At 73.8% G+C, this 25370-nt stretch carries 18 protein-coding genes; 13 read left to right on the top strand and 5 right to left on the bottom strand.

Going from position 1 to position 25370, the window contains the following annotated elements; translation table 11 throughout:
* Window positions 1–7 precede the first annotated feature (7 nt).
* From AC2RP6_RS05695 to AC2RP6_RS05655, 9 genes are read left to right on the top strand one after another with little or no spacing between them, the layout of a single operon-like run.
* The gene (locus AC2RP6_RS05695; protein WP_486445165.1) at window positions 8–2299 is read left to right on the top strand and encodes a TOMM precursor leader peptide-binding protein; all 2292 of its coding nucleotides are present in this window, start codon (window positions 8–10) and stop codon (window positions 2297–2299) included.
* The gene (locus AC2RP6_RS05690) at window positions 2289–4220 is read left to right on the top strand and encodes a TOMM precursor leader peptide-binding protein (protein WP_486445164.1); all 1932 of its coding nucleotides are present in this window, start codon (window positions 2289–2291) and stop codon (window positions 4218–4220) included. Before AC2RP6_RS05695 ends, AC2RP6_RS05690 begins: the two co-directional genes overlap by 11 nt.
* Window positions 4221–4260: 40 nt before the next feature.
* A complete protein-coding gene (locus AC2RP6_RS05685; RefSeq protein ID WP_486445163.1) occupies window positions 4261–5823 on the top strand; it encodes a SagB family peptide dehydrogenase in 1563 nt (520 codons plus the stop codon).
* Window positions 5824–5837: 14 nt separating this feature from the next.
* A complete protein-coding gene (locus AC2RP6_RS05680) occupies window positions 5838–8561 on the top strand; it encodes a lantibiotic dehydratase (RefSeq protein ID WP_486445162.1) in 2724 nt (907 codons plus the stop codon).
* On the top strand, window positions 8558–9682 hold the full coding sequence (locus AC2RP6_RS05675; RefSeq protein WP_486450229.1) for a lantibiotic dehydratase C-terminal domain-containing protein: 1125 nt from the start codon (window positions 8558–8560) through the stop codon (window positions 9680–9682). Before AC2RP6_RS05680 ends, AC2RP6_RS05675 begins: the two co-directional genes overlap by 4 nt.
* Window positions 9679–10776 carry a peptidase M50 gene (locus tag AC2RP6_RS05670; RefSeq protein ID WP_486445161.1) on the top strand — a complete coding sequence of 366 codons (1098 nt, stop codon included), beginning with the start codon at window positions 9679–9681 and terminating at the stop codon, window positions 10774–10776. The genes AC2RP6_RS05675 and AC2RP6_RS05670 overlap by 4 nt, the downstream gene beginning before the upstream one ends.
* Before the next feature lie 51 nt (window positions 10777–10827).
* Window positions 10828–11826, top strand: a complete 999-nt coding sequence (locus AC2RP6_RS05665; RefSeq protein ID WP_486445160.1) for an ABC transporter ATP-binding protein — start codon at window positions 10828–10830, stop codon at window positions 11824–11826.
* Window positions 11823–12578 carry an ABC transporter permease gene (locus tag AC2RP6_RS05660; protein ID WP_486445159.1) on the top strand — a complete coding sequence of 252 codons (756 nt, stop codon included), beginning with the start codon at window positions 11823–11825 and terminating at the stop codon, window positions 12576–12578. Before AC2RP6_RS05665 ends, AC2RP6_RS05660 begins: the two co-directional genes overlap by 4 nt.
* Window positions 12575–14512, top strand: a complete 1938-nt coding sequence (locus tag AC2RP6_RS05655; RefSeq protein WP_486445158.1) for a TOMM precursor leader peptide-binding protein — start codon at window positions 12575–12577, stop codon at window positions 14510–14512. The genes AC2RP6_RS05660 and AC2RP6_RS05655 overlap by 4 nt, the downstream gene beginning before the upstream one ends.
* Before the next feature lie 242 nt (window positions 14513–14754).
* Here the strand turns inward: AC2RP6_RS05655 and AC2RP6_RS05650 are convergent, their stop codons facing one another.
* Entirely contained in the window at window positions 14755–14928 is a 174-nt protein-coding gene (locus AC2RP6_RS05650; RefSeq protein ID WP_007268044.1) for a thiazolylpeptide-type bacteriocin, read from the bottom strand.
* A gap of 173 nt (window positions 14929–15101) precedes the next feature.
* Here AC2RP6_RS05650 and AC2RP6_RS05645 point away from each other — a divergent pair, with 173 nt between their 5' ends.
* Entirely contained in the window at window positions 15102–16361 is a 1260-nt protein-coding gene (locus AC2RP6_RS05645; RefSeq protein WP_486445157.1) for an amidohydrolase, read from the top strand.
* Window positions 16362–16451: 90 nt separating this feature from the next.
* Window positions 16452–16922 (top strand): hypothetical protein, encoded by a 471-nt coding sequence (locus AC2RP6_RS05640; protein ID WP_486445156.1) that lies wholly within the window; start codon window positions 16452–16454, stop codon window positions 16920–16922.
* Window positions 16923–16948: 26 nt separating this feature from the next.
* On the opposite strand, the gene AC2RP6_RS05635 is transcribed toward AC2RP6_RS05640, so the two are convergent.
* From AC2RP6_RS05635 to AC2RP6_RS05620, 4 genes are all read right to left on the bottom strand, one after another.
* On the bottom strand, window positions 16949–17935 hold the full coding sequence (locus tag AC2RP6_RS05635) for a hypothetical protein (RefSeq protein ID WP_486445155.1): 987 nt from the start codon (window positions 17933–17935) through the stop codon (window positions 16949–16951).
* A 53-nt stretch (window positions 17936–17988) separates the two neighbouring features.
* Complete coding sequence (locus AC2RP6_RS05630; protein ID WP_486445154.1) at window positions 17989–18507, bottom strand: hypothetical protein; 519 nt, start codon at window positions 18505–18507, stop codon at window positions 17989–17991.
* Between the two features lie 105 nt (window positions 18508–18612).
* Window positions 18613–21030: a proprotein convertase P-domain-containing protein gene (locus tag AC2RP6_RS05625; RefSeq protein ID WP_486445153.1), complete on the bottom strand. Its 2418-nt coding sequence runs from the start codon at window positions 21028–21030 to the stop codon at window positions 18613–18615.
* 112 nt (window positions 21031–21142) lie between these two features.
* Window positions 21143–22756 (bottom strand): phospholipase A2, encoded by a 1614-nt coding sequence (locus tag AC2RP6_RS05620; RefSeq protein ID WP_486445152.1) that lies wholly within the window; start codon window positions 22754–22756, stop codon window positions 21143–21145.
* A gap of 188 nt (window positions 22757–22944) precedes the next feature.
* Between AC2RP6_RS05620 and AC2RP6_RS05615 the strand changes: the two genes are divergently transcribed.
* Both AC2RP6_RS05615 and AC2RP6_RS05610 read left to right on the top strand, forming a co-directional pair.
* A complete protein-coding gene (locus AC2RP6_RS05615; protein ID WP_486445151.1) occupies window positions 22945–23685 on the top strand; it encodes a hypothetical protein in 741 nt (246 codons plus the stop codon).
* A 38-nt stretch (window positions 23686–23723) separates the two neighbouring features.
* On the top strand, window positions 23724–25202 hold the full coding sequence (locus AC2RP6_RS05610) for an MFS transporter (RefSeq protein WP_486445150.1): 1479 nt from the start codon (window positions 23724–23726) through the stop codon (window positions 25200–25202).
* The last annotated feature ends 168 nt before the right edge of the window (window positions 25203–25370 follow it).

Here is a 25370-nt window from a genome sequence, read left to right as displayed (position 1 = left end):
TGTTCCCATGGCCCACGCCAGCTACCGAGCCGTCGCCGAGACCCGTCCCCGGATCCGCCGCGACGTACTCTTCACCGAGACGCCCGACGGCGTGCTGTTCCACAACGCGGACGGCGGCTTCCGCCTCACGGCGAAGTCCGCCTACCGCTTCGCGACACTGATCGTCCCCCACCTCACCGGTGAGCACTCCGTCGCCGACCTGTGCCGGGGCCTCGGCGAGGCGCAGCAGGCGATGGTCGGCGACCTCGTCCGGGCCCTGTACGAAAGGGACTTCGCCCGGCCCGTCACCACCCCCGCCGAGCCGGGGGACGGCCGGGCGGCACCCGCCCCGGACGTGGCCCGCCGGTACGCCCCGCAGATCGCCTACGCCGACCACTACTCCGACGACGCCGAGGCCCGCTTCCTCCGCTTCCGCCACACCCGGGTGGCCGTGCTCGGCGACGACGACATCGCCCGCTGGTGCGCGTCGAGCCTGATACGCAACGGCTGCGCGGTCGTCGGCGTGACACCGGCCCTCGCCGCGCCCGCCTCCGCGCCCGCCACCGCGTCCGCCCCCGGCACCCCGCCGTCCGGGACACCCGCCCCGGACGCCGAGGTGGCCGAAGCCGTCGCCGACGGCTGCCCGGCCGAACTCCGCACCCTGCCGACGGCCCCGGGGCGGGAACCCGCCTGGGCCGAACTGTCCGACTACGACGTCGTGGTCGTCACCGGCGGCCGCACCGCGCCCGCCCGCCTGCTGCCGCTGCTGCGTGCCGGTGTCCCGTCCGGCCGCACCCTCCTGCCGGCCTGGACGTACGGCGACGATGCCGTCATCGGCCCGCTCATGACCTCCGGCACCCCCGGCTGCTGGGCCTGCGCCGCGCTCCGGCTCGGCGCCGCCGCCGGCCGCGACACGGCCGCCGCCGCCGAACTGTGGAGCGCGCTGGCCCTGCCCGAGGGGCCCGCCGCGGCCGGCCCGGAGCCGGGGCGGCCGCTGGCCGCGATGATCGGCAACCTGCTGGGCTACGAGGTCTTCCGCACCACCTCCGGAGCCCTGCCCGCCGAGACGGCCGGCCAGGTGATCGTGCAGGACATGGCCTCCCTCGACGTCACCGCCGAGCCGCTCCACCCCCACCCGCGCTGCCCCTTCTGCGCCCCGGACCCCGAGGTGGCGCGGCGGCCCGTGGCGCCCGTGGACCTCGCCGAGGCCGGTACGACGGCCGCCCCCGCCCTGCCCGTCCTGGAGACCGCCCGGGAGGCCGACGCCCTGGTGGAGGAGCTGAACCGGCGCTCCGCACTGGTCCGCCCGTACACCGGCGTCTTCACGCGCTACGCCGACGAGCCGCTGACCCAGATCCCCCTCAAGCTGAGCGCCGTCGAGTTCGGCGCCGGCCCCGCCGGCCCCCGCGCCATCGCCGCTTTCGACGTCCACCACGTCGCCGGGGCCCGGATGCGGGCGCTGGACGCCGCCGCCGTGGTCTACGCCGAGCACGTCGTCCCCGCCCACGTCGTCCCCGCCCACGTCGTCCCCGCCCGGGGCGGGAGCGCCGTCGCGGAGGGCTCGCTGACCGTGGCCTCCGGCCTGCCCGGCACCGCAGGCGCCTGGCAGCAGGCCGTCTCCCTCGTCACGAAGGAGCCCGCGCTCGTACCCGCCGGCGCAGTCCGCCCCTTCGGCCCGCACAACACCGACCGGCTCTTCGAACGCACCCGCGCCGGCGCCGGGGCCGGCTCCTCGCCCGCCGACGCGGCCGCCGCCGGTCTGCTGTCCGCCCTGTCCCACGACGCCCTGCTGCGGGCCGTCCACGGTGCCCCGGCCGCCCCGGTACCGCTGACCGAGGACACCGCCGACGCCGAACTCACCTTCCTCGTACGGTCGGCGGAACGCCTCGGACTCCCCGTCGAGCTCCTCGACCTCGGCGAGGCGGCGCGCTCCGGCGTCCACGTACTGCTCGCCCGCTCCGGCGAGCGCTGGGCCGTGGGCGCCGCCCCGGACCGGCGGACGTCGGCGCTGGCCGCGCTGCGGGACCTGCTGGGCGCCGTCCAGTACGAGCGGGACGACGCCGCTCCCGGCGGGCCCGCCGACACCGGTGACCCCCTCCTGGCCGACCTCGACGCCCGCACCCTCACCACCGCGCCCGCCGCCCCGACCACCGGGCAGGACCCGGCCGCCGCCGACTGGCCGGAGGTGCTGGACCGGCTGCGGGCGGCGGGCCGCGACGCCTACGTCGTCCCCACCGGGACCCCGGACCTCGCCTCGGCCGGACTCCACACCGCCAGAGTGCTGCTGACCACCGCCCAGGAGCCGGGCGATGACCACTGACCGGCCCACGACCTGCGACCCCGCGCTCACCGGCGCCCTCGGCGCCGCCGCGGCGTCCCGCTTCACCGCACGGCTGGGCCGCGCCCTCGCCGCCCTCGGCGGGCCCCCCGTCACGCTCGCCCCCCTCGGCACCGGCGACGCCTTCGCCCGACCCGTGCCCGAGAGCACCCCCGGCGAGGCCGTACCCGTGCACCTGTACGGCCACCAGGCGGTCGTCGGACCACCCGGCGGCTGCGCCCGCTGCCTGGAACGCCGCTGGCAGGCCGTGCGGTCCGTCGCGCTCCGGGACGCCCTCGAACTCGGCGGCGGCACCCGCGCCGCGGGCGAGTGGCCGTACGCGCACCCCTTCGCCGCCGACGCCCTGGCCGCGCTGATCACCGCCGCCCGGGAACCCCGCGGCCCCGGGCCCGGCGCTGTCTTCCCCGACGTGCGGCTGCTGGACCTGCGCACCGGCCTCGTACGCCGCTACCCACTGGTTCCCGACCCGGAGTGCCCGCTGTGCGCCACCCCGGCCGAGGACACCGCCGACGCGGCCGTGCCCGACCTCGCGCCCGCGCCGAAACACCGGCCCGGGGTGTTCCGCACCCGGCCCGTCGAGTCGTACGGGATCGACGTGGCGGCCTTCGCGAACCCGCTGTGCGGGGCGCTCGGCCCGTCCCTCGTCCAGGACGTCTCCTCCACCTCCACCTCCGCGACCATCGGCTGCTTCTCCATGCGTTCGGGCGCGTACCTGCGCGAGACGTTCTGGGGCGGCCACACGGACTCCTTCGCGCGCAGCGCGCACGTCGGCGTCCTGGAGGGACTGGAGCGCTGTGCCGGGATGCGGGCCCGCGCCCGCACGACGAGCGTCACCGGCTCCCTCAGGCGGTTCGGCGCCGACGCGGTCGACCCGCGGCGGACCGGCCTCTACAGCGAGGCCTTCCACCGGGACAACCCGCGCGTACGCCCCTTCGACCCGGACCGGGAGATCGCCTGGGTATGGGGCTGGTCGCTGCGCGACCGGGTGCCCCGCCTGGTCCCGGAGATCCTGACGTACTACCACGCCCCCGGCCTGGAGAACCGGTTCGTCCAGGAGAGCTCCAACGGCTGTGCCTCCGGGGGCAGTACGGCCGAGGCCGCCTACTTCGGCCTGATGGAGGTGATCGAGCGCGACGCCTTCCTGCTCACCTGGTACGGGCGGCAGCCGCTGCCCGAGATCGACCCGGCCAGCAGCTCCCGGGCCCCGACCCGGGCGATGGTCGACCGGCTGGCGATGTACGGCTACCGGGCCCGGTTCTTCGACACCCGCATCACCTTCCCCGTCCCCGTGGTGACGGCGGTCGCCGAACGCTTCGACGGCGGCCCGGGCCGCATGTGCTTCGGCGCCGGCGCCGGCCTCGACCCGGAGGCCGCGCTGGCCTCGGCGCTGTGCGAGATCGCCACGGACGCGGTCAACCTGCCCGGACGCACCGAGCGCGACGAGGCCCGGCTGCGCGCCATGGCGGCCGACTTCGACCTGGTCACGGCGCTGCACGACCATCCGCTCGTCTACGGGGTGCCGGAGATGGGCGCGCACGCGGACTTCCTGCTGCGCGGGCCCGGCCGTGAACGACCCCGCGCCGTCGCCGATCTGGAGTGGCCCGACGCGTGGGGCGCGCCCGCCTCCGACGACGTGCGCACCGACCTGGAGCGGTGCGTGTCGGCGGTCGCCGCCGAGGGCTTCGACGTCGTGGTCGTCGACCAGACGATGCCCGAGCAGCGGGCCCTCGGACTGCACACCGTGAGCGTGCTCGTCCCCGGCCTGCTCCCCATCGACTTCGGATGGTCCCGCCAGCGGGCGCTCGGCATGCCGCGGATGCGGACCGGCCTGTTCGCCGCCGGGCTGCGCGAGCGCCCGCTGGAGCCCGGCGACCTGAACCCGGCGCCCCACCCCTTCCCCTGACCGGCCACCGCCGGCGTCCGCCCCGAACGCAGGAGGACCCATGGGCCACGCCCATGTCTACGCCCACCAGATCATGCACCGCGGCCGGGTGCCGATGGAGCCCGCCGACTTCGTCCCCGACTGGGCGGACCGGCCCCGCAAGGCGAAGTTCCACCCGGACGCCGAGACCTTCCCCCTGCCCCCGTCACCGGCCGGGCCCCCGAACGGGGAGCCGGCGCGGCCCGCGCCCGGATTCACCCTGCCGCTGCTGTCCGGGATGCTGAGGGACTCGTACGGGCTGACCGGCCGCCGCCTCGCGGTCCAGGCCAACACCGACCTGGCGGCGCTGCCGCACTACACCCACGCCAACTGGTCGCGGGGCACCGCCTCGGGCGGCGGTCTCTACCCGGTGGCCGTCCACTGGGCGGCCGGCCCGGGCGGCCCGCTCACCCCCGGCCTCTACCACTACGCGCCGCACCAGCACGGGCTGCGCCGGCTCCTGACCGGCGACGTCACCGGCGACGTCCGCGCGGCACTCGGCACGGGCACGGGCGCCGCCGGGCGGGCGACGCAGTACCTCGTCCTCAGCGTCAAGTACTGGCAGAACGCCTTCAAGTACAACAGCTTCTCCTTCCACGCCGTCAGCATGGACGTGGGCGCGCTCGTGCAGACCTGGCGGCTGTGGGCCGCGCAGTACGGGCTGCGGACCGACCCGCTGCTGTGGTTCGACGAGGAGCGCCTGGCCCGACTGCTGGGCGTGGCCGCCGAAGAGGAGGGCGTCTTCGCCGTCGTCCCGCTGTCCTGGCAGGGCGTGCCGTCCGCCGACGGCGGTGCCACGGGCGCCACCGCGCGCCACCGGGACGTCGAACGCTCCCGCCGCGTCATCGAGTTCGAGACCCTCCGCCGCATCCACCGGGCCACCGTCGGGCGGGCCGCCGACCGCCCTGAGCCCGGCGCGCTGGACGCGGCGGCCGCCCGGCCGCCGCGCGGCGCCGATCCGCTGCCGCTGCCCCTTCCCGTCGCACCGAAGGCCGGCACCGGCCGCGCCCTGCGTGAACGCCGCAGCAGCTTCGGCCGCTTCTGCGCCTCCCGCCCGGTCACGGCCGGGCAGCTCGCCGCCGCGCTGGCCGACTGCGCGGCCACCCGCTACGGCACCGAGGCCGAGCGCCCGGACGGCCCCTCCCTGACCTCGCTGTACGCCTTCGTCAACCACGTCGAGGGCATCGCGCCCGGCGCGTACGCCTACGACCCGGCCGCCCACACCCTGCGCCTCGTCAAGGCGGGACCGCCCGGCCCCTTCCTCCAGCGCACCTACTTCCTGTCCAACTACAACCTGGAGCAGGCCGGAGCGGTCCTCGTCCCGACGCTCCGCACCACCGCCGTCCTGGACGCCGTCGGCGACCGCGGCTACCGGCTTATGGGCGGTGCCGTGGGCGCCGTCGCGCAGACCTTCTGCACGACGGCCGCCGCTCTGGGCCTGGGCGCCGGGGTCGCCCTCGGCTTCGACAACATCTCCTACGTCGAGGAACTGGGCCTGACCGGCACCGACGAGGCACCCCTGCTCATCATGCTGCTCGGCCACGAACGCCCCCGGCCGGCCGACTTCCGCCACGAGATCGCCTGAAGGGGAGCCCCACGATGGACACCACCACCGAGTGGCACGCGGGCGACCGCTTCATGCTGCGCGTCGCGGGACTCGCCCTGTCCGAGGTCGAGGCCCTGCGCGCCGACGGCACCCGCGGCTGGGCCGGGGACGTGCTCACCGCCGAGGCGGGCCTGCGCGAGGGCGCCCGGCGGCTGGAGGACGTACTCCACACGGCCGTCGGCGCCACCGACCCGGCACCGGACGGACCGGGTGCGGCCCAGCGCCGCGCGCTGCTGCGGCTGCGCCGCCAGATCCACAACGACCGGCTGCCGCCCCGGCCCGACGCCTCGACCGAGACCGCCGTCGAGGCGGTGGCCGCCGTGGACGAGTGCGCCGCCGAGCAGCTCGCCGGCTGGCTGCACCGGCGCCGGCTCCTGGACAAGCTGCTGGCGCAGGGCCCGTCCCTGCTCACCGCCGACCTGGCGCGCAACCGGGCCGCCCTGCGCGACCTGGTCGCCGACGAACGCGTGCGGCGGGGACTGCTGCTCGCCTCACCCGTGCTCGCAGCACAGCTCGACGGATACGTCCGCGCCGCAGGGGCCGAGAACGGGCGGACCCGCAAGGCGGAGCGGTCCCTCCTGGCGTACGTGTACCGCACCGCCTGCAAGACCAGCCCCTTCAGCACCCTCACCGCCGTCGCCACCGGCCGCTTCACGGACGCCCCCGGTGCCCTGCGCACGGCCGACGAGTGGAGCAGCCACGTACGCCTCAACGTCGTGGTCCTGGCCCGGCTCGCCGAACTGGTCCTGGCCGACCCGGAGCGCCGCCGGGACCTGCCACTGCGCCTCGCCTCCGGCTGGGGCCACGAGGACGACCGGATCCGCTACGTACGGCGCTCGGTCGCCGCGGGCGACGACGCGGCCGCGGTCACCTTCGACGCGGTCGAGGACCGGCTGTTCTTCCTGCGCCGCAGCGGCACCCTCGACCGGCTCCTGGACCTGTTCGCCGAGCACCCCGAGCCGCTCCACAGGGAACTGGCCGAGTGGCTCGCCGCCGAGCACGCCGCCGGCCCCGAGGAGTGCGAGGCGTACCTCTCCGCCCTCCTCCAGCTCGGCATGGTGCGCGTGCCCCTCCTGGACACCGAAGTCCACAGCCATGACCCGCTGCGCTCCTTCCAGCAGGCGCTGACGTCACTGGAACGGCCCTGGGCCGACCGGCTGGCCGCGCTGCTCGAAGCGCCCGCAGCCGCCCTGGCCGGCTACCCGGCCGCCGGGCACGGGGAACGGGCCGAGCTGTTGCGCGTGCTGCGCGGCGGACTGCGCCGCGCCCAGAAGGAGCTGGGCGCCCCGGACGCGGCCCTGCCGCAGACCCTGCTGTACGAGGACGTCAGCGCCGGCCGTGAGCTGCCCTGCCCGCCGCCCGACTGGACCGCCCTGCGCTCGGTCGAGCGGATCCTGCCCGCCTTCGACCTCACCCTGGCCCAACAGATCACCTTCGAGGGCTTCTTCACCGCGCGGTACGGGGCCGGGGGCCGCTGCGAGGACCTCCTCGGGCTGGTGCACGACTTCCACGAGGACTTCTTCGACCAGTACCTGTCGTTCACCGCCCGCCGCAGGCCTTTCGACGAACGCGGCGAGTACGTCCCGGAGGAGAACTGGCTGGGTCTGCCGGGCATCCGCGCCCTGGACGCGGCCCGCCGCGCGTTCGTCGACCGGATGCGGCGGGCCTGGGCGGGGTACGGCGCGGAGCACGGGCACGACACGGCGGCCGTCCTGCGCCTCGACGCGGCCGACGTCGAGACGGTCGCGGCCGAACTCGCGCCGGTCTCGCCCGGGTTCGCGCCGCGCTGCCACCACCTCCAGCTCGGCCGCGATCCCGCCGACGGCACCCCGCTGACCGTGCTGAACCGCTCGTACGGCGGACTGTCCTTCCCGTTCAGCCGCTTCACCCACGTGTACGACGGGGAGGGCGCGGACCTCTCCGACGCCCTGCGGGCCACGGCGGAGCGGATCACCCCGCCCGGAGCGGTCCTCGCCGAGGTCACCGGCGGCCCCGTCACCACCAACCTCAACCTGCACGGCCGGCTGACCGGATACGAGATCGTCTGCCCCGGGGAGAGCGGCACCCGCCCCCCGGACCGCCTGCTGCACCTGGACGACCTGTACGCCGAGCACGTGCCGACGACCGGACGCGTGGTGCTCCGCTCGCGCCGGCTGGACCGCGAGGTGATCCCCGTCTACCTCGGCTACCTCGTGCCGCTCGCGCTGCCCGCGATCCCGCGCACGCTCCTGCTGCTGTCCCCGTCGTCGATGTCACCGCTCGACGTGTGGGCGGGCGTACCGGAGGGCGCCGCGCACGACCACGTCACCACCCGGCCCCGGGTGGTCCACGGCGACGTCGTGCTCAGCCGCCGCAGCTGGACCACCACCGCCGGCGACCTGCCCGTTCGGGGGGCGCGGGAGGCCGGGCACTTCCTCGACTGGCAACGCTGGCGCCGCGCCCACGGGCTGCCGGAGCAGGTCTTCGCGACCGTGTCGGCAAGTCCCTCGGCCGTCGGGGCCAAACCCAGTCACGTCGACTTCGCGAGTCTCCTGTCGCTCGCGGCGTTCGAGGCACTGCTGCGGGACCCGGCCCACCGGGTCGTCTTCCGCGAGATGCTCCCCGACCCCGCAGGCCTGCACGTGCACTCGGCGCACGGCGCGCACGTCGCCGAACTCGCCGTCGAGACCTTCACCACCACCACCGACCAGGAAGGCGGCACGCGATGTCCGAGATGACCCCGTCCCCCACCGGCGCTCCCGCCGACCCCCGCGGCGCCTGGCAGGCCCTGCACGTCTTCTACGCCGCCAACCCGCAGCCCCTGCTGGTGCAGTGCGTCCGGCCGTTGGTCGCCGGGCTCACCGCCGACGGGCTGCTCGCCGGGCACTTCTTCATCAATTACTGGCTGGAGGGGCCGCACGTACGGCTGCGGCTGCGCCCCGCCACACCACAGGCGGCGACCGAGGTGCGGCGCCGCGCCGAAGAGGCCGTGGCCGCCTTCCTCAGGGCCCGTCCGGCCCTCTACGAGGTCGATTCCGGATTCCTCAACGAGTTCTACAACACCCTCTTCGACATCGAGTTCCCCGGGGGCGACCGCGCCGCCTTCACGGGGCCCGACGGCCGGATGAACCTGCGGCCGAACAATTCGCACTCACGGGAGCCCTACGAGCCCGAATACGGAAAGTACGGCGGGCCCGCCGGCGTCGAACTCGCCGAATGGCATTTCGCCCGCTCCAGCGATCTGGTCATCGACGCGCTGCACCGCATGAACCTGCACCTGCGCACCGTCCTGCTGGGCACCGCGGCCCAGCTGATGATGGTCATGGCGGGCGCGTTCCTGCCGGACCGGGAGGAACTTGCCGGATATCTCGACCGCTACTACGCGTTCTGGCACCAGGCCTTTCCCGGCACCGGCTTCATCGGGTCCGAGGAGTACGACCGGACCTACGGGCGGACCGCACCCGGACTCGGCCGCCGCTTCGCGGCCGTGCGCGGCGCCCTCGCCTCCGGGGAGAGCGACCGCCTCCCCGCCTTCCTCGCCGGGTGGGCGGACCACTGCCACGAGCTGCGGGAGCGCGCCGAGGCGCTCGCCACGGCCGGGGACCTGGTCTTCCGGTCCTGGGACGGCACTCGTGACGAGCGGGTCACGGCCCCGGCCGAGGCCCTGCCGCTGCTGCTCTCCCCGTACATGCACATGACCAACAACCGGCTGCACGTGACCATCCGCGACGAGGCGTACCTGGCGCACCTGCTGGGCCGCGTCCTGCGCGAGGGCGAGGGCGAGGGCGAGGGCGAGAGCGAAGGCGGTGCCGGGGGCGCGGGCGGGGTTCCGGCCGGCGGTACGGCGGTCGGCGCATGACCGGGCTGCTGGACCACCGGCCCGCGCTGCGGCCGGAGGTCCTGCTCTCCCCGCCGCTCCTCGACGGGCCCGCCACCGTCCACCTCGTCAAGGACCCGGTGTCCGGTGCCTCGTTCGAGATCGGCCCCAAGGAGCACTTCCTCGTCTCCCGGCTGGACGGCACCCGCAGCCTCGCGGAGATCGGCACCGCATACGGCCGCGCCTTCGGCCGGCGGCTCGGCGAAGGCAACTGGCAGCAGCTCCTCGCCCTCCTCGGCAGCAGGCAGCTGCTCGCCGGCGGCCCGCCACCACCGCCGCCGGCCCCGCCCGGGCGGCCGCTGCGCGGCGGCGTGCTGCGCGGCACGCTGCGCCTGGTCGCGGACGCCGACGCCACGACGGCCCGTCTGCACCGCGCGCTGCGCCCGCTGCTGCACCCGGCGGTGCTCGGCGCACTGCTGGTGGGCTGCCTCGCCATGGAGGCCGCCCTCGCCGCGTCGCTCGGTGAACTCCTGCCCGCCTTCGGGTGGTTGCTGCGCCACCCGGTGCCGCTGCTGGCCGTGGCGACCCTGATGTGGCTCAGCACCGCCCTGCACGAGTTCGCGCACGGCGTGGCCGCCCGCCACGTGGGCGGGACCGTCGGCGAGATCGGCCTGCGCTGGCGGCTGCCCGTCGCCATCATGTACTGCACCGTCGACAACTACCGCTTCCTGCGGCGGCGCCGGCACCAGCTGGCGGTGGCCGCCGCGGGAGCCTTCGCCAACCTGCTGTTCCTGCTGCCGTTCGCCGCCTGGTGGGCGGCGCTGCCCCCGGGCGACGACCCCACCCGGCGCACGCTCGCCGCGCTGCTGCTCATCGGCAGCGCCCAGGCGCTCGTCAACCTCGTTCCGCTGCCCCCGCTGGACGGCTACACGATGCTCGGCCACGGCCTGCGCGTCACACGCCTGGCACCCGCCAGTTCGGGGTATCTCCGCCTGCGGATGCGCGACCGGACGGCCGCTGCCGCGTACCCGCCGCGCGCCCGGAGGCTCTACCTCGGATACGCCTTCGGCTCGGCCGTCCTCGTCCTGCTGCTGGCGGCCGGCCTCACGGGAGCCGTCTGGTACGCCATCGCCTGAACCCACCCCAGCCCGAACCACCCGTACGAGACACAGAGGGACGCACGACCCATGACGACAGACAGCACCCAGCCGCCCGACTCCCCGGCCATCGCCGTCAGGGACGTCCACAAACGCTACGGCGACCGACGGGCGGTCGACGGGGTCTCCCTCGACGTCCGCCGCGGCGAGTTCTTCGGGCTCCTCGGCCCCAACGGGGCGGGCAAGACCACCCTCATCGAGATCATGGAGGGGCTGCGGCAGGCCGACGGCGGCACGGTCAGCGTCCTCGGCGGGAGCCCCTGGCCCCGCAACACCGCCCTGCTGCCCCGGATGGGCGTACAGACCCAGGCCTCCGCCTTCTTCGTACGCCAGAGCGCGCGCGAGCACCTCGCCACCGTGGCCGGCCTGTACCGCCGCGACCCGGCGGCGGCGGACCGCACGCTGGAGAGCGTCGGCCTCACCGAGCAGCGCGACGTCATGGTGGAGAACCTCTCCGGTGGCCAGCGCCAGCGCCTGGCCATCGCCTCCGCCCTCGTCCACGAACCGGAGCTGATCTTCCTGGACGAGCCGACGGCCGCCCTGGACCCGCAGGCCCGGCGCGACCTGTGGGAGGTGCTGCGCGCCCTCAAGAGCCAGGGCCGCACCATCGTCTACACCACCCACCACCTCGACGAGGCCGAGGCGCTCTGCGACCGCGTCGCCATCCTCGTCGACGGCCGGATCGCCGCCCTCGACTCCCCGCACCGGCTGGTCACCGCGGCCGGAGCGCCCGCGCGCCTGCTGCTGCCCGTCGGGCGGCTGGGTATCGAGGAGGCCGCGGAGCTGCCCGGGGTGGACCGCGCCGTCCTGCAGGGCGGCTCCCTCGTCCTGGAGACCGCGACACCCGGCAAGGTGCTCCAGGCCGTCGACGCCCTCACCGGGCTGGACGGGGTCATGACCCGCACGGCCACCCTGGAGGACGTCTACCTCGAACTCACCGGCACCGCACACACCGCGGCCGGATCCGCCGGCACCGCGCACATCGGCCCGCAGGCCGGCCCCCACACGCAGACGGAGCACCAGGCATGAGCGCGTACACGGCCCTGACCGCCGCCGGATACCGGGCACAGGTCCGGGACAAGGCCACCCTCTTCTTCACCTTCGCCTTCCCGCTGCTCTTCCTGGTCGTCTTCGGCCTGATCTTCAGCGGCCAGGACGTCGAGGAGACCGGCCGCCCCTACATCTCGTACATCGCACCGGGAGTGATGTCCTGGGGCGTCGCCAACGCAGCCGTCTTCGGCATCGCCTTCACCCTCATGCAGTGGCGCCGCGACGACCTGCTGCGGCTGATCCGGCTGACCCCGACCCCGCTGACGACCGTGCTCGCCTCCCGCTACGTCCTGGCCCTCGCCGTGGGCGTCGTACAGGCGGCGGTGTTCGTCGCGGTGGCCGTGCTCCCCGGTTTCGGCCTGGCCCTGGACGGACGCTGGCCGCTCGTGCTGCCCGCCCTCGTCCTCGGCATCACGGCCTTCCTCGCCATCGGCGTCATCGTCGGCACCTACGCCGACACCCCGGAGGCCGTCGCCGCCATCGCCAACTGCCTCATGGTGCCCATGGCGTTCCTGTCCGGCTCGTTCCTCCCGCTCGACATGATGCCGTCCTGGCTGCAGTCGGTCTCCCGCGTCCTGCCGCTGCGCTACCTCAACGACGCCGCGACCGGCGCCCTCACCGGCACCGGCTCCCTCGCCACCATCGGCACCGGCTGCGCGGCCCTCCTCGGCTTCGCCCTCCTCTTCGGCGCGATCGGCCTCAGGACCTTCCGCTGGAGCAACCGGACATGAACACGCCCCCGCCCCGTCCGGCCGCCCCCGACGGAACGCCCCTCGAAGCCGCCCGGCGCGACCTCGCCCGGGCGCTGGAGCCGCTCGGCGCCGTCGTGGTGACCCTGGGCGTGCACGACGCCCTGGGGCCGCGCGCCGCCGACCCGTTCGCCGCCGTCCGGCCGACGGCCCGCGTCCACCTCAGCGCGCGGGAGGTCCTCGTCGGCCCCTGGGGCGGCGACGGCAGCGCACCGGCCTGCGGCCAGTGCCTGGCCATGCGCCGCCAGCGGCTGCGCAGCCGCAGCGAGCGCGACGCACTGGAGACGGGCAGCCGGCCCGGCACGCCCACCGGCCCCGAATGGCCCCGCCTGCCCCCGTACGTGCACGACGCGGTGTACGCGCTGCACGAGGCCGTCCACGGCGGACGGGTCACCGCCCCCGGCGGGAACGCCGCCGACCGGGCCCTGCCCCAGGTGTCCCGGCTGGACCTGGGGACGCTGCGGACCCGGACCCACCCGCTGGCGGCCGACCCGCTGTGCCCGGACTGCGGACCGCGCGGCACCGACGCGCCACGGCCCTTCACACCCGCCTCCAGGCCCAAGCCCGACCCCGGCGCACAGCGGCTGCGCGCCGCGTCCTCCTACCCGATGCCGTACGCGGCCCTCGCCAACCCGGTCACAGGGGTGCTCGGCGGCGGCACCTGGCAGAACGTCACCTCACCGACCACCGCGCCCGTCGCCGGGAGCGTCTTCATGCGCGGCTACGCCGGACTCACGGACGTCACCTGGAGCGGCCAGGCCAACAGCTTCACCGCCAGCCGCGACCTCGCCCACCTCGAAGGCCTGGAACGCTACGCCGGCACCCACCGCCGCACCGGCAGCACCCTGCTCACCGCCTCGTACGCGGAACTGGGGGAGCGCGCCCTGGATCCCGCCGCCTGCGGCTTCTACGCGCCCGAGACCTACCGGGACGACCCCCTCGTGGACCCCTTCGACCCCGAGCGGCCCATCCCGTGGGTGTACGGACACTCCCTGCGCGACGACCGTCCCGTGCTGGTCCCGGCCCGGCTGGTGCACTACAGCGCCGGCGTGGCCGCCGACAACTTCGTCTTCGAGTGCTCCAACGGCTGCGCCATCGGCAGCTGCCCGGAGGAGGCGCTCCTCGGCGCCCTGCTCGAACTCGTCGAGCGGGACGCCTTCCTGCTCGCCTGGTACGGCGGCCTGCGGCTCACCGAGATCGACCTGGCGAGCGTACCGGGGACCGCGGTGCGCACGATGGCCGACCGGGCGGCGCTCCAGGGGTACGACGTGCACGCCTTCGACAACCGCGTCGACCTGGCGGTGCCGGTGGTGACCGGTCTCGCCGTCCGGCGCGACGGCGGCCCCGGGCTGTTCTCCTTCGGCGCGGGCGCCTCCCTCGACCCGGCGACCGCCGTGGAGGCCGCCCTGTCGGAGGTGCTCACCTACATCCCCCACCTGCCCCGGCAGGTCGAGGAACGCCGCGGCGAACTGAAGGCGATGGCAACCGACTTCGGGAAGGTCCTGCACCTGAAGGACCACGCCCAGCTGTACGGGCTGCCGGCGATGGCGCGGCACGTCCGGCCCTACCTCGACCCCGTCGCCGTACGGCCGATGGACGAGGTCTACCGCTCCTGGACGGACCACGGACGGCCCCGGACCGGAGATCTCCGGGACGATCTGCTCTGCGTGGTCGACGAGTTGGTGCGCGCCGGCCACGACGTCGTCGTCGTCGACCAGACCACCCCCGAACAGCGCCGGATCGGGCTGCACACGGTCTGCGCGGTGGTGCCGGGACTGCTGCCCATCGACTTCGGCTGGTCCCGCCGGCGCGCCCCCCGCCTGCCGCGGCTGCGCACCGCGCCCCGCAGGGCGGGGATGCGAGCCGCCGACCTCACCGACGCCGAGGTCCGCCACGTCCCGCACCCCTTCCCCTAGGCCCTGTCGTCAAAGTTGCACCTGGCCCGCGGCGCCCGGCACCGCACCTCGCCGCGTTGTCGGGGCGCCCACGTACGTCCAGTACTCGGGCGCCCCTCCGCCTTGCGATGCACGGCACCGGACACCGCGGGCCTGACCGGCGCCACTTTGACGACAGGACCCAGCGGGTGTCGTACGGACGGACGCCCCGGCCCCCGCACGCGCGGGGATCCGGGGCGTCCTGGCGTCCGCGGCCCGACGGGTCAGGCGGAGCAGGAGGTGGTGCTGGTGGTCGAGGAACACGTCGAGGTGGAGCTGCAGCTCGTGGAACCGGCGAGCACGACCTCGCTGGCGTCCGAGTAGTCGGAGATCTCGAAGGTCTCGGACTCCAGCTCCAGGATCTCGTCCGCGAGCGAGGCGAGGGGCGACTTCTCCATGGTGACTCCTTCTGACGGTCCGGTGAGGGGACGGCGCCGGGCTGCGCCGCGCCTGCCACCATCAGACCCGGTGCCGCCGTCACCGGACCCGTCGTCCCTCTGACACTCCGCTGACACGAGGTGTCAGCGCCCTGTCGCGACCGCCTCCGCACCGACGGCCGATCATGACTCGCATGACCGGCCCCGCACCCGCCCCGCTCGCCCGGCTCGACGCGCACCTGCGCGACCTGACGGCCTTCTACCTGGAGCTGCACCGCGACCCGGAGCTGTCGGGGGCGGAACGGCGCACGGCGGACCGCTTCGCCGGCCGGCTGGAGTCGGCGGGGTACGCGACGACGCGGGGCATCGGCGGACACGGCGTGGCGGGCGTGCTGCGCAACGGGGACGGGCCCACCGTCCTGCTGCGGGCCGAACTGGACGCGCTGCCGCTGCGCGAGACGACCGGGCTGCCGTACGCCGCCACCGGGGAGGCGGCGCACGCCTGCGGGCACGATCTGCACCTGGCCGCGGCGACGGGCGCCGCCCTGCTGCTGGCGCGGACGCCGCAGGCCTGGCGCGGCACCCTTGTGGTGGCCGGGCAGCCGGCCGAGGAGACGCTGGAGGGGGCCCGGGCCATGCTGGCCGACGGCCTCTACCGGCGGTGCGGCCGCCCCGACGACGTCCTGGCCCAGCACGCGGCGCCGCTCCCGGCGGGGATGGTCGCGCACGCGTACGGGCCCGTGACGGCGGGCAGCGTCACCCTCCGGGCCGTGGTGCACGGCCGGGGCGGCCACGCGGGCGCCCCGCACCTCGCCGTGGATCCGGTGGTGGCGGCCGCGCACGTGGTGACCAGGCTCCAGACGGTGGTGGCCCGGGAGACCGCCCCGGCGGACCAGGTGGCGGTGACCGTCGGCTCCTTCCGGGCGGGAGAGCGGGCGAACGTCGTCCCGGACCGCGCCGAACTGGGCATCACGGTACGGGCGGTGAGCGAGGCCTCGCTGGCCCGGGCGGCCGCGGCCGTGGAGCGGATCGTGCGCGCCGAGTGCGCCGCAGCGGCCTGCCCCCGGGAACCGGAGATCGTGCGGCTGTCCGCCTCCCCCGTCACCCACCCGGATCCGCGGCTGACGGCGGCCGTACGGGACGCGCACGCGGCCGAGTTCGGGGCGGAGCGGGTGGCGATGTGGCCGCCCTCGCTGGCGACGGAGGACTTCGCCCTGTTCGGCGACGCGGGGACGGACGTGCACGGCGAGCGCGGCATCCGGCTCGGCTACTGGATGGTGGGCACGGTCGGCCCGGCCGCCTGGTCCCGCGCGCCGGGCACGACCGCGGCGCAGAAGATGGCGGCCCTCCCGGCCAACCACGCACCGGACTTCGCCCCCGACGCGCGCACCGCCCTGCCGGCCGCCGTCCGCGCCCTGACCGTCGCGGCCCTCGCCCGCCTGGGCTCCCCCTGAACCGATCACGCCCCAGGCGGTGGAACCGAAGGCTCCGGTCCGCTCGTCCCAGCCCTCGTACCACCTGCAGACTTGGAGAACCGTCCCACCATGGCAACACCGCACCACCCGGCCGGACCCGCTGCCGTGACCGGCAGCCCGTACGCCGCCCCCGCAGACCGGGCCGCCCCGCCGGTCTGCCGCGCCTGTGGCGGCCGTACCGCGCTCGACCTCAAGGTCCGGGCCCACACCGGCTTCCTCATCATGATGAGGTTCGAGCACCTCGACGGACCGTTCTGCCGGGACTGCGGCCTGGCCGTCGTCCGGCAGATGACCTACCGGAGCCTCATCGTCGGCTGGTGGGGACCGCTCTCCCTGGTGATCCTCAACCCGCTCACCCTCGTGTGGAACCTCGTCGCCCACCTCAAGTACCGCGCGCTCGAACCCTCGACGCCCCTCCCGGGCCGCACCCACCTCGACACGGGCCCGCCCGTCCTGCGGCGGCCGCTCGCCTACGTGACCCTGATCCCCCTGGCGTGGGCCGGGTGGGTCGTCACCCAGATCGTGTCCCATTCCACGTGACCGGGCGCCCGCGCGGGCACTGGCGGTCAGCGGCCGGCCTTGTTCCCGGCCGCGTTCACCGCGGCGCCGTTGCGGGCGCGGATCGGGTCCAGCGTGCCGAGGTGCCGCGCGATGAGCGCGGTCTGGAGCCCGGACTCCTCCTTGAACCACACGTCGACCAGACCGGTCTGCGTCTTGCAGTCGACCTCGGCGACGGCGACGGCGATCTCCTCGGCGGAGGGCCGGCCCTCGACGTGGGGCACCCGGTTCGCGGCGTCGAACGGCGTCGCGAGGCCCTTGTGGCCCTTGCCGTCCATGCACTGCGACCACGCGGCCAGGGCCTTCGTCACGGCCGGCAGCTTCATCGACTCGGTGAAGGAGTTGCCGTTCAGCTCGGCGACGAACGTGAGGTCGTCCTGCGTGGGCTTCGCGATCTGCCGGGCCGCCCACTGGGTGCAGCCGCCCTCGTGGAGCTTCTTGCCGTTGTACGTGTCGCGGGCGCGCTCGGGGCTCTGCTGCGGAGCGCCCTTCGCGGCGGCGGGCAGCTTGTGGCCGGTCAGGACCTCGAACTCGGCCGGCTCCAGCTCCGGGACCTTCTGCCGGACCGGCTCGGTGGTCTCGTCGGGCAGCCCGTACCCGTAGGCGGCCGCCGCCTCCCGGTCGGTGAGGCCGTAACGGCGCTCCATGTTCGCGTCGTTGTCGCTGGGCGGCGGGTTCGTGCCCTCCACCGGCAGCCGGACCGGGAGACCGTAGTCGGCCATGCACCGCTCCTGGAGCTGCCGTACGGCCCCGTCGAGGACGACCGTCTCCTCGAAGGTCTGCATGTAGGTCTCCAGCGGGAGCGTCAGTCCCCGGGCCAGACCGCGCTCCGGGGTGGCCCCGGGCCACTTCGCCCGGTCGACCAGGGGCCGGTCCCCGGCCACGGGCTCCGCCGAGGTGACGGACGGCGTGCCGCCGCCGGTGCAGGCGGTCAGCAGGCTGGTGGCCGCGACCACCACGATCGCGGCGGCGGATGCGCGCTGGTTGAACTTCACGGTCACGGCTTCCTTTTCGAAGGGGGAGGGGCGTGCTGCGGGCGGCGGGCGGATCAGGCGAAGTGCTGGGAGGCGTTCTCGTTCTTCAGCGCGGAGATCAGGTTCGACCAGGGGCAGCTGCCGTAGGGCTCCCGCTTCTGGAAGTACTGGGAGGTGCCGCCGTAACCGGAATTGAAGTAGACGCGGTAGGCGTCGGTGCCCGAGCAGTTCTGCACCGAGGCGGCGTTGTTCTTCACGTACTGCCAGGAGCCCGTTCCGCTGCCGTTGAAGACGTACCGGAAGGTGGTGAGCGTGGAACCCTGGTACTGGCTGGTTCCCGTGTAGTCGCTGACGTTGCCGTAGAACTGGGCCCAACTGGAGGTGTAGGAACCGTTCTTGACGGCCAGTTCCTTGGAGTTGTAGAAGAGCATCAGCAGGGGCTCGTTAGCGCAGTTGATCCAGGTCACGTCGCAGTTCGAGGTGACCTTGTGCTCGGCCGCGTACGCGCCGGTGGCGGTGGCGGCCACCAGCGCCGTGGCCGCGGTCACCGTGGCGAGCGCGGCGCCCAGGCGGGCGCGGGAGGTCTTCTTCATGTGCGGGGAGCCTTTCGTGTCCGGGGCGGGGGCGGCGCGCCCCGCACCCGCGGGTGCGGGAGGCGCGCCGTTCGCCGTCGGTCGTCGGGGGTGCCGGGAGCCGGCTCAGAACCTGACGACGAAGTTGTTGACCGTGCCGGTGCTGCCGGTGATGACGTCGTCGACGCGGAGCTTCCACCAGCCGTTGACCGGCAGGTCGGTCGCGTTGACCGTGTAGGTCTTCTTGAAGACGCCCGTCCCGGTGGAGTTGCCGTTCGTACCGGCCGGCTTCAGGGGGTGGAGGGAACCGTCCGGGGCGATCAGGTCCATCTTGAGGTTGGACAGGGCCTGGTGCTCGACGTGCACGAACACCTGGAGGTTGTCGGATCCGACACCGGACAGGCCGTCGGCCTTGGTCCAGATCTCCGTGTAGTTCTTGTCCGGGACCGCCTTCACGGTCTGGTTCTCGTACGAGGGGAAGCCGAGCGACCAGCCCTTGAGGTCCCCGGTGGAACCACCGGCCGAGTCGGTGACCTTCAGCGTCCACGTGCCGTTCGCGGTCGCGTCGGTGGCGTCCACGCCGTACGTGGTCTGGAGGGTGCCGCCGGCCTCGGAGCCGTACGGCTTGAGGGTGAAGGACCGGTTGTCGGGGCTGGTGAGGACGAGCCGCAGATCACCGATCCTGGTGTGGGTGAGGTTCGTGTACACCTGGAGCGGGCCGGAGGCGTTGCCGGGGATCTCGGAGACGTTGATGGTCGAGGAGAGGGTACCGGTGTCGGGGATGACCTGGCTGGTGGTCTTCTCGAACGGCGTCGGGAAGATCAGCGACCAGGTGGTCAGCTTGCCCGCGTCGCCGTCGTCGGTGTCGGTCATCCGCAGCTTCCACTCGCCGTTGGCGGGCGAGTCGGAGGCGTCCACGGCGAACTGCGCGATGATGTTGTCGGCGCCGTCGGAGGCGCTGGCGTTCTTGAGCAGGTACGTCTTGCCGGTGGGCGAGAGGAGTTCCAGCTTGATGTCGCCGCGGTAGGCGTGGGTGATGTTGACCGACGCGGTGAGGTTCTTCGGCGCGTTGCCCGGGTATTCGGTCACGGTCACCGGCGAGACGACCGGGGTGCCGGGCGTGCCCGCCCCGGTGGGGGCGTCGGGGATGTTCACGTCGAGGTCGTTGTCGACCTGGAAGGAACGCGGCTTCTTGTCCGCCTCGGGCTTCGGCTCGATCGCCGTGACGGCCTTGCCGAGGTCGATGCGGGGTGTGCTCGTACCGGTGTAGGTGACCGAGGCGGCGCTGGTGGCCAGGAGCGAGACCAGGCTGTCGATGCCCTCGGTGGGGTAGGTCTGCTTCAGCACGGCGAGGGCGCCGGCCACGTGCGGGGCGGCCATCGAGGTGCCGTTCTTGGCGGCGTAGGTGTTGCCGGGCACGGAGGAGACGATCGAGGTGCCGGGGGCGAACAGGTCCAGCAGCGGGCCGCGGTTGCTGAAGGTGGAGACCTGGTCGTCGTCGGTGGTGGAGCCCACCGTGACGGCGGAGGACACGCAGCCGGGGGCGCTGACGGCGTCGGTGTAGCCGTTGTTGCCGGCCGCGACGACGGTGGCGACGTTCTCCGCGAGCAGGCTGTCGATGATCGGCTTGCGCGGGTCGGCGGCGCAGGCCGTCGTCCAGCGTCCGCCGCCCAGGCTCATGTTGGCGGCGACGATGTTGGTGCCGGCCTTCTTCAGCGCGTGGACCTTCTCCAGTCCCTTGATCTGGGAGCTGGTGAAGCTGAGTACGCACGGGCTGGCTCCGGCGCCGCAGTACTCGTCCGACTCGAACTTCGAGAACACCTGGACGGCGACGATGTCCGCGCCGGGGGCGACGCCGCGGGTGGGCGCCCCGCTGATGCCGGCGCCGTTGCCGGCGGCGATGCCGGCGACGTGCGTCCCGTGGGAGCACGCGGCGCCCAGGGTGGCGCAGGCGCCCGCCTCGGCGTCGGCGCTGCCGGTACCCGCCTGTTCGGCACTGCCGTTCGGGCAGAGGCTGGTGGCGCCGTAGCTCTCGTCGTTGACGGAGAAGCAGGCCTCGGACTTGACCCGGCCCGACAGGAACGGGTGCCTGGTGGCCACGCCGGTGTCGAGCACCGCCACGGCCGTGCCGGCGCCGGTCTTCCCGGCGGCGGCGGCCTTGTCGCTGCCGATCTTGACGGTGGACTCGTTCAGCGTCGGCGGGACGGGGACGTCCTCGGTGACACTGAGGACGCCCGGCTTGGAGTTCAGTGCGTCAAGACCCGCGCGGTTCACGCGGAGGGTGACCATCGGCAGGGTGTCGTACGACACGAGGGTCTGGCCCGCCTGGGACGCCGAGGCCAGGTCCGTGCGCTGGTCGGTGACGACGTTGACGCGGACGGTGCCGCCGCTCGCCGTCTCGTCGAGGAGCGGCGGGTCGACCGGGCCGGTCGGCGCCGCGGCGGCCGGGCTGGTGCCGACCAGTGGGTTGGCGGGCGCCGGTATCGCGGTGAGCACCAGGGCCGCCGCGGTGGCGGTCACCACGGCCCATACGGGTCTTTTCACTTACTGCTCCAGCTGGTGAAGGGGGTTTCGGGCGCGCGAAAGGGGGCCGGGCAGCGAAGCTTTCTCGTTGCCGGGCCCCCTCGTGTCCAACGGGGCCGGGACGGCTGACGGATCAGGTGGCGTCAGCACCGTTCTTGGGGCGTCCGAAGTAGAAGACGGCCGTGTAGTACGTGTAGGCGGTCGACCGGCAGGCACCCTTCCAGAAGTAGGCAGGGCAGGTGTTGTTGTAGAGGATGTTGTAGAACGCGACATCGACGGAAATGCCCTTGTTGCGGTCCAGGTAGTAGCTGTAGCCCTTGTAGCTGTTGCCGATGGTGCCGTAGCCGTAGTCGTGCGAGTCACAGGCGGCACGGAAGTCCCAGCCTCCGGGCTTGTCCGAGGCGCTCGTGCAGTGGTCGCCGTTGATGCCGATCACCCATGCCTTGGTGGGCGTCTGCTTCCAGTACGGGTTCTTCCAGCCGTAGTGCGCGACCTTCGTGGCGCAGCCGCTGTACTGGTACCACATCCACGACACGGCGGTGGAGCAGTAACGCGGGTACGCCTGCGGGTCGGTGATCTCCGAGCCGCGGAAGTCCGAGGCGGCCGGGGTGATGCCGTCGCCCTGGGAGATGCTGGGCGCACCGCTCATCGCGCTGCCCGCCACCGGGACGGTGCCCGTGGTCTCCTGCGCCTGCGGGGCCACGGCGTCACCGGAGAAGGTCAGCTCCCAGCGGGCGCCGTTGTCGGAGGTGGCGGTCGCGACGCGGTCGCTGCCGTCGTAGGTGTAGGCGTTGAGCTCGCTGCCCTCGGCCGGGTTGGTGACCTTCCGCAGCAGGCCGGAGGTGTCGTAGGAGTAGCGGGCCAGCGTCGACACGGTCTGGTCGACGGTGAGGGTGATGTCCTTCACCTGGCCGTTCACATCGCCGAGGGCGCTGCCGGACGCGGTGGTGGCGGTGGCGTAGTTGACCTTGAGGGACTGCGCCGGGGTCTCCCCGCGGGCGGGCTCCTTGACGGTGGAGACGCGGCCCACGGCGTCGTAGGCGACCGTGGACTGCTTGAACGCCTTGCTGCCGACCGCGGTGACGCGCCAGTTGTCGCCGGTGCCGCCGACCTGCTTCCAGGTGAAGGAGGTCTTCAGGTCGGCCGCGGGGATCGGGTTGCCCGACTGGTCGACCGGGGCCTGGTCACCGGACTCGACGGCGGTCAGGTTGACGTTCAGGGTCTCCACGACGGTCGTCTTCAGCGTGCCCGCGAGGTCGTCCCACGTGATGCTCTCGACCACGGTCGAGCCGTCGGACGCCTTGTAGGTGTTGGCGCTGCCGCCGTTGGGGCCGGCGACCGAGTCGGTCAGGTCGTAGCGGGTGGACTCGTTGGTGTCCAGGTACGTCGTGGTGATCGCACCGTTGCCCGTCGCCAGCTTCCGGTTGAGCTGCCCGCCGAGGAACTCGGCCTCCCAGCTGGGTCCGAACACCCCGAGGTCGGATCGGGTGGTGGGGGCGTCCTGGGCCTGCGAGACGCCCTGGGCCTGACCGACGATCGTGTGGGAGCGGCCCATGAGGCCCGCGGGCACGTCGTTCTCGGCGATCTGGTAGCTGTTGCTCTCGGACACGTACATGCCCGGGCCGATGTTCTGGATCTCGCCCTGGGCTAGGGGCTGCGTGGGGACCTCGGTGGCCGAGGCCATCTGCTGCGGCAGCAGCAGGGCCAGGGACACGGCGGCCACGACGGGGAGCGCAGTTCTGCGCATGGGTGTGTTTCCCTCTCGATCGAGTCGACCGGCGGTGATCGACAAGCAGGACCGTAGGGAGGGCTTTTGTTGTCCGCAAAGCCCCGGCGGCCCGATCAAAACTGCGGTTTTTGTTGATGGTCGGGGCCCGGACACGATGAGTACGCGTACTCATTTACGCGGTGTGGGGGCTCGCGCATGATTCCTGCATGCGATCGACGACTCTCCTGAAGCCCGTACTGGCGGCCGCGCTCGGCTGCCTGGTCCTTTCCGGTTGCGGCGCCCAGAACGGCACTCACGAACGGGCCTCCGCCGGCAGCGCGGTGGGGGACGAGGCGTCGGACCCGTCGGGGCCGGGCGGCGATCAGGAGGTGCGCTTCCTCGCCCTCATGACCCGCACCGCCCAGGGCTGCGCCCCGGGCGCCACGGACGGGGGCGGTGTCCCCAGGCCGGAGGACCTGCCGGGCGCGGAGGCCGTGCCCACGCCGCGGTACGGGCCGGGCCGGACCCCGCCGGGCGTCCCGAACGCCGACGGGGACATCCCCGTACCGCTCGACGGCGCGGCGCCCCCGGCGAAGCCGGACGCCGCTGCCGCCCCGCCCGCGACGGCCCGGGAGGTGCCGCTCACCGGGACCGAGGAGTGCGTGGGTGCCGAGCACGTGAAGCGGGTCCGCGAGGCGTTCAAGGGCACGAAGCCGGCCGGCCACGAAGCCCTGCGACAGCAGCTGGCGGGACTCGACTACCCCGCCGGGCGCATCCACCGGATGCCGGACCGCGCGGGCGCGCCCCGGGTCAGGATCGACCTGCGCGTGCTGGGCGGCCACGTCGCCCTCGACGTCACCGCCGGGGGTGACGGAGTCGTCGCCGAGGCCTTCGGTGCCCCGGAGACGGAGGACGTCAAGGTGACCGAGGTGACCCGCGGTACGGGTCCGGACGCGCCGGCGTCCTGACCCCGTTTGCCGCTGATCGTCGAGGGCAGACGCCCGGCATGTCCGGGACAGGAGCGTCAACGAACACGGAAACCGTCACCACCAAGGTGCCCGCCCGATTGGACCGGCTGCCCTGGTCACGGTGGCACTGGATGATCGTGATCGGGCTCGGCACCGTCTGGATCCTCGACGGCCTGGAAGTCACCGTCGTCGGCAGCATCGCCAGCCGGCTGTCCGAGGACGGCAGCGGCCTGTCGATCACCGACGCGCAGGTCACCGGTCTCGCGGCCGCGCTGTACGTGGCGGGCGCGTGCTCGGGAGCCCTGTTCTTCGGGCCGCTGACCGACCTCTTCGGCCGCAAGAAGCTCTTCCTGATCACGCTGGCGGTGTACCTCGGCGCGACGGCCCTGACGGCCCTCTCCTTCTCCGCCTGGTGGTTCTTCCTCTTCCGCTTCCTGACCGGCTTCGGCATCGGCGGCGAGTACGCGGCGATCAACTCCGCGATCGACGAGCTGATCCCCAGCAAGTACCGCGGCCGTGTGGACCTGATCATCAACGGCAGCTTCTGGCTGGGCGCGGTCGCGGGTGCCCTGCTGTCGGTGGTCGCCCTCAACACCGAGATCTTCGCCCCGTCGGTGGGCTGGCGTCTGACGTTCGCCCTCGGGGTGGTCCTGGGCCTGGTCATCCTGCTCGTACGGCGTCACGTCCCGGAGAGCCCGCGCTGGCTGTTCATCCACGGCCGTACGCAGGAGGCGGAGGACCTGGTCGCGGACGTCGAGCGCCAGGTGGAGGCGGAGAGCGGACGACGGCTGCCCGAGCCCGACCGGGCCATCACCATCACCGTGCGGCGCAGCATCGGCTTCGGGGAGATCGCGAGGACGGTGTTCCGCACCTACCCGCGCCGCGCCGTCCTCGGCCTCTCCCTCTTCGTCGGGCAGGCCTTCCTCTACAACGCGATCACCTTCGGCTTCGGATCCATCCTGGTCACGTTCTTCGACGTGTCCAGCGCGGTGACCGGCTACTACTTCGCCGTCGTGGCCTTCGGCAACTTCCTCGGCCCGCTGTTCCTGGGCCGGCTGTTCGACACGCTCGGCCGGCGGCCGATGATCGCCGGCACCTACATCCTGTCCGGTGTGCTGCTGTTCGCGACGGCCTGGCTCTTCGGCGCGGGACGGCTCACCGCCGTGACCATGACCGCCTGCTGGTGCGTGGTGCTCTTCTTCGCCTCCGCCGGGGCCAGTTCGGCGTACCTGACCGTCAGCGAGATCTTCCCGATGGAGACCCGGGCCATGTCGATCGCCTTCTTCTACGCCATCGGCACGGCGGCGGGCGGCATCTCGGGACCGCTGATCTTCGCCGGGCTCACCTCCAGCGGCGTCGTCTCCGACGCGGTCCTCGCCTTCTCCATCGGCGCCGGGCTGATGGTGGCGGCCGGTCTCGTCGCCGTCTTCTACGCCGTCGCGGCCGAGGGCCGCTCCCTGGAGGACATCGCCGCCCCCCTGTCCGCCCGTACCGCCGAGGCGGACCCCGTCGGCTGACGCTCCGGCCCCCGCCCGGGGGAGCAGCCCTACGTGCCCGGGGGAGCACGGACGGGCGGAGGAGTGAAGGACGGACGCGGCGGGCAGGTGCCCCAGGAAGCCGAACGACCGGACCGGTGCCGGAAGGCGCGCCCGTCCGGGCGGTTCCAGGAGAGCCCCTACGGTCCG

The organism is Streptomyces sp. WAC03905 (genome assembly GCF_057371075.1).
This window is presented reverse-complemented; position numbering and strand designations above follow the sequence as displayed.